Consider the following 12,667-nt stretch of genomic DNA (forward strand, 5'->3'; position numbering starts at 1 on the left):
AACCGTGACGGATGAGGAATTGACTATGATTGAAAACCGATTGAATCATCGCCCCAGAAAGCGACTAGGATTCAAGACACCTCACGAGGTATTCCATGCCTCGTTAAAGCGTGTTGCACTTCGTCCTTGAATCCGCCTTCTCAAAACATTCAAGCTTGGGTATGTTGCAAAGCCGCAATGCGCTCTTCCAGCGGTGGGTGCGAAGCAAACAACTTGCCCAAACCACCGGTGATGCCCATCGCCGCCACGCTGGCAGGCAATGCGCCCGCTTGCATGCTGTTCAAGCGGGCCAAGGCGTTGATCATGGGTTGCTTGTTGCCCAAGAGCTTGGCAGAGCCTTCGTCAGCACGGAATTCGCGGTAGCGGCTGAACCAGGCCACGATCATGCTGGCCACAAAGCCAAGCACGATGTCGAGCACAAAGCTGGTGATGTAGTAGCCCATGCCAGGACCAGTGGATTCGTCGTCTTTGCTGCGTAACATACCGTCCACAAAGTAGCCGATGACGCGGCTCAAAAACACCACAAAGGTGTTGAGCACGCCTTGGATGAGCGTGAGCGTGACCATGTCGCCATTGGCCACGTGGGCAATCTCATGGCCCAACACGGCTTCAATTTCCTCTTTGGTCATGCCTTGCAGCAAACCGGTGGACACAGCCACCAAGGCTGAGTTTTTGAATGCGCCGGTGGCAAACGCATTGGGCTCGCCTTCGTAAATCGCCACTTCGGGCATGGTGATGCCAGCGCGCTCAGACAAGCGCTGAACTACGCTGACCAACCACGCTTCGTCTTGGTTGGCGGGCTGGTTGATGACGTGCGCGCCCGTGCTCCACTTGGCCATGGGCTTGCTCATCAAAAGCGAAATGATGGCGCCACCAAAACCCATGATGAGCGAAAAGCCCAGCAAGGCCGACAGGTTCAAACCGTTGGCGGTGAGGAAGCGGTTGACGCCGAGCAAACTGGCGACGACCCCCAGCACCACCATGACGGCGAGGTTGGTGAGGACGAACAGAAGAATGCGTTTCATGGTTTCCTTTTCAGCGGTGAATACAAAGGACCGCAGGCATTGAATGGTAGGGGCGAACGCTCGAAATTCAATACAAGAGCGTCAAAAATCCACACAAAAACTAGGCAAAGTCAGGCGCATTTTTGGCACTTTATGTCGCGGTCGTCTGGGAGGTTTTTGCAACCACTTCGCGCTTGGGACGAAAGACATTCACATCTTCGTAATAGGCACGCTCAGCGTTGTCAGGCCACCAGTTGGGCACGCCCAAAATGGGCAAGGGCTCGTAGGGTTTGGTGGCGAGCTTGGCGGGCTGCAGGTCTTGCACCAGCCACGCGTCCAGTGCGGCTTCGTCGTGCGGATTGACAGCATTCGCCACGTGATACACATGCGCCGTGATCGATTTGTACGGCGTGACGAGCTTCTCCAACAAGGCATGGCCAAACAGCACGAGGTGCACGTGTTGCCACTGCTCCCGCAAGTCCACAAAGAGCTTGAGCCAGTCGCGTGCCTGCAAGGCCGCCCACACCGCATCGGGTGCATGCATGAGGATCACGTTTTCATCGAACAGCGTGAGCGCATCGCGTACAGGACCGCGTGTGTGGCGAATGCCTTGGGCGTCAATCTCTGCCGCTTGCAGTTGATTCAGGCGACGTTTCGCCAGCGGAAAGCGGTGCCAACACAGGCCGTTGAAGAAGTCGTGCAGCCCATCACGCGTGGGCACTTGGGCGGTTTTGAAAATGAAGTCTTCGTAGGCGCGGCCTTCGGGCAGCGCTGACTGGGGGACAAACTTGACGTCGCTGACACCACCGAGTGCGAGGCCAGCACGGGTCGTGTTCAGTGCTTCGGCCACGTTCTCATGTTGTAGCGCTCGGTGTGCCGTGGGCTCACCGAGTTCACGCCATGGTGCAAACCACGGTTGGGCCCAATCAATCTCAGCTAAAACAGCGCCTGCAAAGCCTTCAGTCTTGGGGCTTAAATCACGCGCCAAGGCAAGGCCTCGCCAGAACGCAAGGGCTTCAAATCGGCTTCACCAAACGCAAAGCTCTCGGGCGGTGTCCAGCTTTCTTTGCGCAGGGTGAGCGTACCCGTGTTGCGTGGCAAACCATAGAAATCTGCACCGTGAAAACTGGCGAAACCTTCGAGTTTGTCGAGCGCGCCCGCGTTGTCAAACGCTTCGGCATACATGGGCATGGCCGCGTGCGCGGTGTAGCAACCGGCACAACCCGTGGCGTGCTCTTTGAGGTGCGCAGGGTGTGGCGCACTGTCTGTGCCCAAAAAGAACTTGGCCGAGCCACTGGTGGCCGCTTTGACCAAGGCTTGGCGGTGTGTCTCGCGTTTCAACACGGGCAAGCAGTAGTAATGCGGGCGAATGCCCCCCGTGAAGATGGCGTTGCGGTTGTAGAGCAAGTGGTGCGCGGTGACGGTCGCGCCTGTGTACGGGTCGCTCTCGGCCACGTATTGGGCGGCTTCAGCGGTGGTGATGTGCTCGAACACAATTTTGAGTTCAGGGAAATCTTTGCGCAGCGGAATCAGCTGTGTGTCGATGAACACGGCTTCACGGTCAAACAAGTCGATGTCACTGCTGGTGACTTCACCATGCACCAACAACAACATACCCGCCTTTTGCATGGCTTCGAGTGTTTTGTAGGTCTTGCGCAAGTCGGTCACGCCGGCGTCGCTGTTGGTGGTGGCACCGGCTGGGTAAAGCTTGGCGGCGACCACGCCTGCGTCTTTGGCACGCGCAATTTCGTCGGCGGGCAGGTTGTCGGTGAGGTAGAGCGTCATCAAAGGCTCGAAGCTCATACCCTTCGGAACAGCGGCCAAGATGCGTTGCTTGTACGCAAGCGCTTGCGCCGCCGTGGTGACGGGTGGCTTGAGGTTGGGCATGATGATGGCGCGGCCAAATTCTGCGGCGGTGTGTGGCACCACGGTGTTGAGTGCAGCGCCATCGCGCACGTGCAGGTGCCAGTCGTCGGGTCTTGTGATGGTGATTTGTTGCGTCATGGTGATGATTGTCTTCTGTTTTTCTGAGCTCGCTGTGGGTAGAGCCCTTGGGCCGGTTCCTCATGAGGGGTACCTAAAATCGTCACCTGCCCAAGATCTCTACCCACAGACTGCGGCAGGCAAAAATTCAGTGAAGACGGTTGGTGAAGCAACGTTGCAGCCATAACGATTACCAGCTCACGCAAACATGCTCGACCGAGATACCCCAAACTTAATCAGTTGCGCGGCTTGGGTGCGGCGGCTGACGATTTGATGTACCCATTATGAGGAAGCCGCCGGACCCAAGCCGCGCAACCCTCTACGGCCGAAACCTTCACGAGCACACAACAGCCCAATTAATTAGGATCTGACCCCAATTGAAATTCAGTGCGCCAAAATCTTGTTCAAGAACTCTTTGGTGCGTGGCTGGCGGTTTTCGGGGTGGTTGAAGAACTCGTCTTTCGAGCAATCTTCCAAGACCTTGCCGCCGACGTCCATGAAGATCACGCGGCTGCCGACTTTGCGGGCGAAGCCCATTTCGTGGGTCACGCACATCATGGTCATGCCTTCGTTGGCTAAGTCCACCATCACATCCAACACTTCGCCCACCATCTCGGGGTCGAGTGCGGAGGTCGGCTCGTCAAACAGCATCACGATGGGGTCCATGCTCAAGGCACGGGCAATCGCCACGCGCTGTTGCTGGCCACCAGAGAGCTGACCGGGGAATTTGTCTTTGTGGGCCATCAGGCCCACGCGCTCCAAGTATTTCAAGCCATGTGCGCGGGCTTCTTCTTCGCTGCGGCCCAAGACTTTTTGTTGCGCGATGGTCAGGTTTTCGGTCACCGACAAATGTGGGAACAGCTCAAAGTGCTGAAACACCATGCCCACACGGCTACGCAGTTTGGGCAAGTCGGTGTCTTTGCCGTGAACGGCAATGCCGTCTACAAAAATCTCACCTTGTTGGAAGGGCTCCAAGGCGTTGATGGTTTTGATGAGGGTGGATTTGCCCGAGCCCGAGGGACCGCAGACCACCACCACTTCGCCCTTTTGGATGTTGGTAGAACAGTTGTTCAGCACCTGCACAGGGCCGTACCACTTGGAAACATTTTTTAATTCAATCACAGCAAACTCCAATGCTCTCAGCGAATGATGGCAATGCGCGCTTGCAAGCGACGCACGAGGGCCGAGAGGCCAAAACAAATCACGAAATACGCCAAGGCGGCCAAGATGTAGACCTCTTCCACGCGGCCATAAATCTTGCCTGCCGTCACAAAGCCCTTGAGCAAGTCGTACGCACCAATGGCATAGACCAGCGAGGTGTCTTGGAACAAGATGATGGTTTGCGTCAGCAACACAGGGATCATGTTGCGAAAGGCTTGGGGCAACACAATGAGGCGCATGTTTTGACCGTAGGTCATGCCCAAGGCTTGACCCGCCATCACTTGACCACGCGGGATGGACTGAATGCCGGCACGCATGATCTCGCTGAAATACGCGGCCTCAAAAGCCACGAACGTGATGGTGGCAGACAGCTCCGCGCCGATGGAGCGGCCAATCAAAAACGGGATCAGCAAGAAGAACCACAGAATCACCATCACCAAAGGGATGGAGCGCATGCCGTTCACATAGACAACGGCCGGCAGCTCTAGCACTTTGCGTCCCGACAAGCGCATGAGCGCCAAGAGGGTGCCAAACACGATGCCACCGATCGTGGCCACGAGGGTCAGCTGCACACTGAACAACATGCCCTTCAAGACAAACTTGCTGAAGATGTCCCAATCGACAAAAGAAAAATCGAGTGCGCTCATGGTCAGTGCCCCCCGCCGACATTGCCCGCGACCACCAGGCCAGGGATTTGCATGCGGCGTTCGACCAGGGCCATCACACGGTTCACAGCAAAGGCAGACACGGTGTACAGCGCCGTGACGGCCAAGTAGACCTCAATGCCGCGTGAGGTTTCTTCTTGCACTTGCATGGCATACATGGTGAGTTCGGCAATCGACACGGCAAAGGCCACCGATGAGTTTTTGAGCAAGTTCATTGACTCGCTGGTGAGTGGCGGCCAAATGGTGCGAAACGCGATGGGCAGCAACACATAGCGGTAGGTTTGCCACGTGGTAAAGCCCATGGCCATGGCCGCATAACGCTGGCCGCGCGGCATGGCTTGAATACCAGCGCGCAGCATTTCGGCCACGCGTGAGGAAGTGAAAAAGCCTAGGCCCAACACCACCAACACAAACCCAGGCACTTGCTGCATGGCCGGAAAGACCTTGGGCAGCACGAAGTACCAAAGAAAAATTTGGACCAACACGGGAATGTTGCGAAACAGCTCCACCCACACGTTGGCAAATCGGGTCAGCCACACGTTCAAACGCGTGTCTTGTGGCAAGGTGCGCAAGATGCCAATCAGGCACCCTGACACCATGGCCACGACCCAGGCACTGCCTGCGACTGAAAGCGTCCAGCCCCAGGCCTCAAACATCCACTCGAGGTAGGTTCGTCCCCCGCCGTCGTCTTCAAGAAAAACCTGCCAATCGAGTGTCATGCGTGTTGCCTTATTTCAATTACTTTTTGGCGTAGGTTTCGACAGGCTTGTCGTTCAAGTTCGTCCAAGCGGCCTTGTTGGCATCGCTGGCAGGCATGCCGAGCTTGATGTTCTTGGGAGGAATGGCTTGGACGAACCACTTGTCGTACAGCTTGGCGAGCTCGCCTGACTTGGCCAAACCAGCAATGGTTTCGTCAGCCAACTTCTTGAACGCTGGATCGTCCTTGCGGAACATGATGGCGATAGGCTCCACGTTCAACACTTCGCCCACTTGTTTGAATTCTGTGGGGTTCTTTGAGTTGGCGATGTTGCCAGCCAAGATTTGGCCATCCATCACGAACGCATCAGCGCGGCCTGATTCGAGCAACAAGAAACTGTCTGCGTGGTCTTTGCCGAACACTTCTTTGAAGTCAACGCCCGTTGCGCGCTCGTTCTTGCGCAACAGCTGCACAGAGGTCGTGCCTGTGGTGGTGGCCACGTTCTTGCCGTTCAACTGCGCGATAGAGGTGATGCCCGAATTGGCGCGCACGGCAATGCGCACTTCTTCCACGTAGGTGGTGTAGGCGAAAGCCACTTGCTTTTGACGGGCTTCGTTGTTGGTGGTGGAGCCGCACTCGATGTCGACCGTGCCGTTTTCCACCAAAGGAATGCGGTTTTGAGACGTCACAGGCGTGTATTTCACGTCCAGCTTTTTGCCCGCAGCCTTTTCAACGTTGGCAATGATGCGCTGGCAGATCTCAACGTGGTAGCCCACATACTTGCCGTCACCCAAGGTGTAAGACAAAGCGCCTGAAGAGTCGCGCACACCCATGGTGATGCTGCCTGCGGCTTTGACTTTGGCGAGAGTGTCGTTGGCTTGCGCAAAGGCGGTGCCAGCCAACAGGGTGGCTACGGCCAAGGTAACGAACTGCTTTTTCATGAGTGCTCCAAATGGAATTGAGTGAAAGTGTGTGCTGCATTCTAGAGAAGGCATGCAAAGGGAAATCCCTGAATGAGAAAACCCCACCACTCTTGCGAGTGATGGGGTTTTAGACTTTTTAAATCCTTAACTGGCTAAGCCAGTTTGGGGATTAGAAGCCGACGCGAACGCCCAAAGCTGTACGTGTACGCTTTGTGTCTGTACCGTCGATAGTCGCAGCAGCAGCGATCACGCCAGCCTTGTCGTCGATCGACTCGTAGCGGGCGTACAGAGCAGTTGTTTTGCTCAAGTTGTAATCAGCGCCGAGGCCGATGATGTCAGACTTTTTGCCGTTGTTTGTAGCAGCATTGATCTTCAAACCACCGACGTTAGCCATCAACACGGTTTGACCCATGGTGTATGTAGCAGCCAAGGATGTGTAACCAGTGTCAACTGAGCCGTCAGACTTCTTGTTGGTTTGGTTCAAGAACATGAACTTAGCAGCGCCCATGGTGTAAGCAGCAGCCAAAGTGTTCACTTTCTGGTCGGTTGTGCCAGTAGCAACGCCGACTGAATCAAACTTGGCAGTGTTGAAGTTAGCAGCCAATGGGCCGTTGGTGTATGTCACGCCAATTTCTTGCACGCCTTGCTTGTCGTAAGCGCCCAAAGAAGTGCTGAAGCTGGTTTGTTGCACGGTTGTGCTGTCAACTGCTTTGGTTTGCTTGTTGGACTTCAAGAAAGTACCAGTGAAGCCTGAGATGGTTGGTGTGTTGTAGCGGAAAGATTGGTCTTCACGCACAGCAGAACCGGCAGCGTTCACGCGGATCACGGAACCGTAACCACCACCGATGGCTGTACCGAAAGGTTGGCCCAAAGCGATAGCGTTCAAACCGTTTTGGTTGATGGCACCGAAGTCCACCGAGCCGAAGGCACCAGACAAACCAACGCGCAGTTCGCCGTTACCGAATGTAGAACCGTTGTTCAATGTGCCGTCATTAGCAGCAGCGTACGAACCGCCAGTAGCCAAGGCCAAAGGAGTGCTTTTCGCGCCTTGGTTGGCGTTGTTAGACACCAGGCTCCAATCTGTTTCGATACGGAAGTTGGCTTTCAAGCCGCCGCCGAGGTCTTCAGTACCGCGGATGTTCAGCTGAGAGGTGCTAGAGCCGTTACCTTGGAAGCCAGTAACAGAATTGCCTTTGTAGTTGATGGCTTGGTAGCCAGCGTCAGCAATACCGTCCAACTGAACAGAAGATTGAGCTTGTGCGCCGAATGCGGCGAGTGCTGCGATAGCAACGAGGGTTTAATTTTGATCGAAGGTGCTTGAAGGTATCGACAGTGTGCGTTGACTCTGCTTTGATATTTCCAGCACCGTTGTGTTGCAAGTTGTACGGACTGTGATTTACAACTTTGCTCGCATCAAAACAACATTCACATGTCTGTTTTACACGTTGGCAAGATTGGCAAAGACATGGCAGGAACACTGCACAAATGCAACCGCATGGTTTGCTGGCGCTGTGAAACGTAGGTCGCAATTTGCGGTGTACAACATTACGCTTGAGCGATGCTGACCCAAATTTCCAACTACGCTGTTGATGCGGCCAACGAGCAACTGCACAAGCGTGAACGCACCGTTCCAATACCAAACACCATTACAGCAGTTGCAGGTTATCCCAACAAACTTGTGGTGTTCAAAATTGCAGCAAGCAAGTTTTGGCAAGTGCGATGCTTTGTTGCGGGACGCACACACAGGCGAACAACAAAGACCACATCACTCAAACACGCACAGCGATTTGCACGTTGGTTTTATGAAAACCTGCTTGTTCAACAACACATTCGCGTCGAACATACATCAACTGGGGGCGCTGACACCAAACACCTAGTTCAAGCGCCAGCACTTTTTAAATTTGGAGCAGTCGCTGCACAGGTTTACGCAAACGAACAGGCTCGTGTTGAACGTGGCGAATTGGGGGTTGGTAGTTTGCGAATGTTTCGTAACCGCTTAGATGCTCACGTACTGCCTCGCTTTGCTCAACTTACAGCAGCAGATGTTGATTACAAATGTTTGCTTTCTTTCTCGCAGTACCTGAGCAAGAACATGAGCACCAGCAGTGTTAGCAACTACTTGCTGACGGTGCGAAAAGTATTACAGCAAGCCGTTCGCATTGGTTTGCTTGATTCGTTGCCTGAGTTTCCCAAAGTCAAAATTAAGATTGCTTCACGCGGTGCATTTACTGTGACTGAGTATTGGGAAATACGCAGAGCCGCACGCCGTTTGCAAGGCACATCACACCCAAGCTCGCTGCAAATACTGCGAGAACAATACAGTCTGCGCCATGCACACAACATCATGCCAGCTGATTTGGATTGGCTGATTTGTTTTATGGTCAACAGCTTCACAAGGCCAGGTGACATTAAGAAACTGCAACACAAACATGTTGAGTTGATACGTGGTGACAACACTTACTTGCGATTGACGCTGCCAGAAACCAAGCTGCACAACGCACCCGTTGTTACATTGCGCCCTGCTGTGCAGATTTACAACGAGATTTGCAAGCATTACGCTCCGCTCGACATGTGCGGTGCAGATGATTATTTGTTCCTGCCTGCAATCAAAGATCGTACCTACGCCATGCTGATTGTGAGCGTCATGTTCAATTGGGTGCTAGAACACACAGGCCACAAGTTAAACCCAAACGGCAAACCCCGCAGTTTGTACAGCTTGCGCCACAGTGCCATCACGTTTCGTTTGTTGTACGGGCAAGGCATTGACTTGATCACTTTGGCACGCAACGCACGCACCAGCGTGGAAGTGATCAACAACCATTACGCCAGTACGGTAACGGGCGAACAAAACATTGCCATGCTGCAAAGTCGTCGCCCGCGTGCCAAGTAACAAGCGGATTACTTTTTAAACCCGTCACGCAATTTGACGCTGGCGGCTTCAATCAGCACATCCAGTTCTGCGTTTTGTGTTGCAGCAATCACCGTATCAAGCGCAGACACCAATTGCTTGCTGTCTGCAATTTCGATTGCTGTTTTACCTTTAGCAAGTTCCAGTGTTTTGCTGCCATAAAAAACGCTGAGCAAGGTTTCGTTCTTTTCACCCGTCCACCACCATGCTTTGATGCGAACAGGCATTTCACGCACCGTGCGTTCACCAGTCGCAGCGTCACGCAAAGTACGCAAACGCTTTGGCATGTACATGCGCCCTTCAAGTTGCGCCAAAGCAAGTTCACGCTGTTCGTTCAGCTTGTTCAGCAATTTGTTGCGGCGTTTGACGACATCTGGCAAAGCACGTGGTTTGCGTGCAGTGGTGAGTTTGAGTGTTGCGAGTGCGGAAGTAGACATGTGCTTTTCCTTTCAGTTGTTTGATAAAGCACAGGTAATTTTGTGATCATGCTGGCGCTTGGACAACCTGAAACCCGAAATTTTGGCGGGTTATGGAAAACAGCGAATTACAGCTTAGGTGTAACGGATTTGATTTGTGGATGCAGCACTGCTGACAACTTCTTCTGTGCTTTGGCGATTTGCTGGCGCTGACGTTCTGCTGCAACTGCTTGTGCAGCACGGTCTTTGGTAACTTTGAGTGAGTCAATGCGTAACTGCTCTGGTGTTTTGGTTTGAGTGGCGAATTCTTTTAGGCGCATGCAGTATTTATCGAAACCATATAAACCCCAAAGATTTGGGGCTGATTTTTTACGATTTCTTTTGTCGATGATAAATATTTGCATGAGTAAATTCAAAAATATCAAAGACACGAACAAGACTAATGCATGGCTCAAAAGCAAGGGCATTGGCATCAACCAAATTTACGTAGGCACAACAGAGCTTTTCCAAGCTCAAAGCCTTGCAACTACAACACTTCGAAATCATGGCTCACTTTTAGAACAAAACCAAGCAGCAGTACTGAACAACTTTCTGCGTGCAGCACGAAGCAGCAAGCGTGACAAGATCACGCAAGCTCAATGCTTCAAAGTTTTGAACATCACAAAACAAGCTCAACGCAAACTTGCAAAGTTGACGAAAAGAAAAAACTCAGGCTCACATTAAGGCATCACTTAGACAAACACACGAGTAAGTTACTCGGGAAAAAATAGCAAAAACGCGGGTTGGAATATGACGGCTAATGACCCCGCACTTCACATGTTGCTGCAATGACATGTGTTTAAAGTGAAAGCCGCAGAGTTGCTGCACATGTTGCAGATTGCAAGTTTCAATACATTCGTCTTGCGTCAAACTCCATTGCAGTCGTGTGGTACGTTGGAACTCACTCAAATGAAACACACGGCGACGGTTATGCGTTTTGGTTCAACCAGCGTATAGCCGTCGCATGACCATTCGAATCTATCTAAATGAACCGAATACATCTCACACAACGCAAGCGTTGCGTTCGACTTCTACTACTTCAAATCAATTAAAAATCCAGTGCAAACAAAACACAGAGCGAGCAGCGATGAGTGTTTTGTGCAGCACAAGCGAACGTCAGTTCGCTCTTAATACTTTCATACTGCCAGAGTTCCAAAGCCCAAAAGCAATTGATGCTACGACTGCAATTTGCAAGAGCGAATTTGCAACAGCAAATGCACAGCAACACCTCAAATCACGCACACAAGCGTTTTAAATTTGTCTGCGTGCGTGTGACGATGCTGACTACGCAAACGACAGCGTGTAGCGTGTTTAATGCAGTCGTGTTCAAAAACCCACACTGCACATGTTGCCGCAATAAATACAAGACCAAAGAGAATACGCAAACTCCGTTCACGGCAGCGTAAGTCATTGAAATTAAACAAATCACGTATAACCCGCCAACTTGCCGTACTTCTCTTGCTCAACCAGCGTCAAAGAGCACACACTAATTGCACGCAACATATTTGGAGAAAATTATGGCAACAGCAAAATCACTAACGCCCGCAGAAATTACAAAAGCACTTGACTACATTGCACAGAACACAAATGCGAAACGCAATCGCATCATGTTTTTGCTAACCGCAATGGCGGGTTTGCGTGTTGGAGAGGTTGCGTGCTTGACACTTGGCGATGTGCGTGATGCTGATGGCACAGTACGTAGCGAAGTGTTTTTTGCGGCAGAGCGTGTCAAGCACAATCATGCACGCACCGTGTACTTGAACAGCAAGTTGCAACAGGAATTGGCTGACTACATTGCATCACGCAAATGGATTGATAGCACGCAGACGTTGTTTCCAACTCATCGCGGTCCACGTTGTTCGTTCAGCGCCAACACTTTGACACAGTACTTTTATTGGATGTACAAGAACGCTGGCATCAAAGGCGCTAGCAGCCACAGTGGAAGAAAGACATTTTTGACCTCACTTGCATCGCAGGGCATCAGCGTGTTTGTGCTTGCAAGTTTGGCGGGACACAAATCTATCGCCACAACACAGCGTTACATCACCGTACACGACGACATGAAACGCAAGGCAGTTGAGTTGGTTTAAGTCTTAATTTTTTTCAGCAAGTCTGCCAACTTGCTTTTCAATTCCTGAGTTTGTGTAGCACTCGCCACATTAGGTTGCGGATACGGAACTTCAAATGCAATTTCGCAGCACGCAACCAACAACGAATGCAATGCACAGAGTTGACGCTTAATGCGTTTGCTCAACTTGGGTAATCCACTGTCTTCTGCGTACCTGCTTTCGCTGCCACGCACACGCGGCATTGAATGCACATCTGGTGCAAGCGTTCTGTTAAATCCTGCGTCGAAATCAATTTTCCTGTCCATCCAACGATGCAACCTGTCAATCATTTCCATGCCCCAGTCGCCGCGTTCTGCACTGGAAAACGTTTCTTCTAAATTTTCCAGTGCATCTTCGTACAAACTTTCAGCACGATCTTCAATTTGCGATGGTGTCATCTTACGCTTGGTGCCATGTGCTGCATGTGTTGACATCGCTTCGTAGCGTGCCCACATCAAGTCTGCAGCATTGAGTTTGATGTTGTAGGACTTGAGTTGCTCAGGCATGCGCTCGCCGTACAAGATTTCACTTCGTTCAACAACAGATGTAACACTGTCATTGAACTCCGCAAACTCATCTGCAGTCAACGCAAGTTTTAACTTTGCAATTGAGATGTTCTTGCCACGGCGGATTCAAGGACGAAGTGCAACAAAGATGAACTGGTTATAGGTGGCTGAGGATGCGAGAGCATCATGGCCGCTTTAACCGCCAAATCGAAATTGCCCAATGTACAAGCACCTCAGCCGAGAAGAACGATACCAAA

The 12,667-nt window shown here is 52.1% G+C and carries 15 protein-coding genes and 1 pseudogene; 5 read left to right on the forward strand and 11 right to left on the reverse strand.

Annotated elements, in window-relative coordinates; genetic code table 11:
- A pseudogene (locus tag RMS95_RS07270) lies at window positions 1-130 on the forward strand (IS30 family transposase); the annotation flags it as partial.
- A gap of 19 nt (window positions 131-149) precedes the next feature.
- Here RMS95_RS07270 and htpX read toward each other — a convergent pair.
- The 8 genes from htpX to RMS95_RS07310 all read right to left on the reverse strand — a co-directional run bounded on the left by htpX (window position 150) and on the right by RMS95_RS07310 (window position 7,718).
- Window positions 150-1,025, reverse strand: a complete 876-nt coding sequence (htpX, locus tag RMS95_RS07275) for a protease HtpX (protein ID WP_310644894.1) — start codon at window positions 1,023-1,025, stop codon at window positions 150-152.
- Between the two features lie 130 nt (window positions 1,026-1,155).
- Window positions 1,156-1,992 carry a DUF3025 domain-containing protein gene (locus tag RMS95_RS07280; protein ID WP_310644896.1) on the reverse strand — a complete coding sequence of 279 codons (837 nt, stop codon included), beginning with the start codon at window positions 1,990-1,992 and terminating at the stop codon, window positions 1,156-1,158.
- Window positions 1,977-3,008, reverse strand: a complete 1,032-nt coding sequence (gene pyrC / locus RMS95_RS07285) for a dihydroorotase (protein ID WP_310644897.1) — start codon at window positions 3,006-3,008, stop codon at window positions 1,977-1,979. The genes RMS95_RS07280 and pyrC overlap by 16 nt, the downstream gene beginning before the upstream one ends.
- Before the next feature lie 363 nt (window positions 3,009-3,371).
- Window positions 3,372-4,109, reverse strand: a complete 738-nt coding sequence (locus RMS95_RS07290; protein WP_310644900.1) for an amino acid ABC transporter ATP-binding protein — start codon at window positions 4,107-4,109, stop codon at window positions 3,372-3,374.
- Between the two features lie 17 nt (window positions 4,110-4,126).
- Window positions 4,127-4,795, reverse strand: coding sequence for an amino acid ABC transporter permease (locus tag RMS95_RS07295; RefSeq protein ID WP_310644902.1), 669 nt, complete (start codon window positions 4,793-4,795; stop codon window positions 4,127-4,129).
- 2 nt (window positions 4,796-4,797) lie between these two features.
- Window positions 4,798-5,532 (reverse strand): amino acid ABC transporter permease, encoded by a 735-nt coding sequence (locus RMS95_RS07300; protein ID WP_310644904.1) that lies wholly within the window; start codon window positions 5,530-5,532, stop codon window positions 4,798-4,800.
- Between the two features lie 19 nt (window positions 5,533-5,551).
- Window positions 5,552-6,451 carry an amino acid ABC transporter substrate-binding protein gene (locus tag RMS95_RS07305; protein ID WP_310644906.1) on the reverse strand — a complete coding sequence of 300 codons (900 nt, stop codon included), beginning with the start codon at window positions 6,449-6,451 and terminating at the stop codon, window positions 5,552-5,554.
- 151 nt (window positions 6,452-6,602) lie between these two features.
- On the reverse strand, window positions 6,603-7,718 hold the full coding sequence (locus RMS95_RS07310) for a porin (RefSeq protein ID WP_310644922.1): 1,116 nt from the start codon (window positions 7,716-7,718) through the stop codon (window positions 6,603-6,605).
- A gap of 273 nt (window positions 7,719-7,991) precedes the next feature.
- Between RMS95_RS07310 and RMS95_RS07315 the strand changes: the two genes are divergently transcribed.
- Window positions 7,992-9,323 carry a phage integrase SAM-like domain-containing protein gene (locus RMS95_RS07315; protein ID WP_310644908.1) on the forward strand — a complete coding sequence of 444 codons (1,332 nt, stop codon included), beginning with the start codon at window positions 7,992-7,994 and terminating at the stop codon, window positions 9,321-9,323.
- A gap of 8 nt (window positions 9,324-9,331) precedes the next feature.
- On the opposite strand, the gene RMS95_RS07320 is transcribed toward RMS95_RS07315, so the two are convergent.
- Window positions 9,332-9,778, reverse strand: coding sequence for a DUF6641 family protein (locus RMS95_RS07320; RefSeq protein WP_310644910.1), 447 nt, complete (start codon window positions 9,776-9,778; stop codon window positions 9,332-9,334).
- A 107-nt stretch (window positions 9,779-9,885) separates the two neighbouring features.
- A complete protein-coding gene (locus RMS95_RS07325; protein ID WP_310644912.1) occupies window positions 9,886-10,161 on the reverse strand; it encodes a hypothetical protein in 276 nt (91 codons plus the stop codon).
- Here RMS95_RS07325 and RMS95_RS07330 point away from each other — a divergent pair.
- From RMS95_RS07330 to RMS95_RS07340, 3 genes are all read left to right on the forward strand, one after another.
- Window positions 10,160-10,480, forward strand: coding sequence for a hypothetical protein (locus RMS95_RS07330; RefSeq protein ID WP_310644914.1), 321 nt, complete (start codon window positions 10,160-10,162; stop codon window positions 10,478-10,480). The two genes, RMS95_RS07325 and RMS95_RS07330, sit on opposite strands and share 2 nt — an antisense overlap.
- 280 nt (window positions 10,481-10,760) lie before the next feature.
- Entirely contained in the window at window positions 10,761-11,051 is a 291-nt protein-coding gene (locus tag RMS95_RS07335; RefSeq protein ID WP_310644916.1) for a hypothetical protein, read from the forward strand.
- 262 nt (window positions 11,052-11,313) lie between these two features.
- Window positions 11,314-11,886 (forward strand): site-specific integrase, encoded by a 573-nt coding sequence (locus tag RMS95_RS07340; RefSeq protein ID WP_310644918.1) that lies wholly within the window; start codon window positions 11,314-11,316, stop codon window positions 11,884-11,886.
- Here RMS95_RS07340 and RMS95_RS07345 read toward each other — a convergent pair.
- On the reverse strand, window positions 11,883-12,410 hold the full coding sequence (locus RMS95_RS07345) for a hypothetical protein (protein WP_310644920.1): 528 nt from the start codon (window positions 12,408-12,410) through the stop codon (window positions 11,883-11,885). The genes RMS95_RS07340 and RMS95_RS07345 overlap by 4 nt on opposite strands.
- Between the last annotated feature and the right edge of the window lie 257 nt (window positions 12,411-12,667).

The organism is Limnohabitans sp., assembly GCF_031539175.1.
Classification (GTDB): Bacteria; Pseudomonadota; Gammaproteobacteria; order Burkholderiales; family Burkholderiaceae_C; genus Limnohabitans.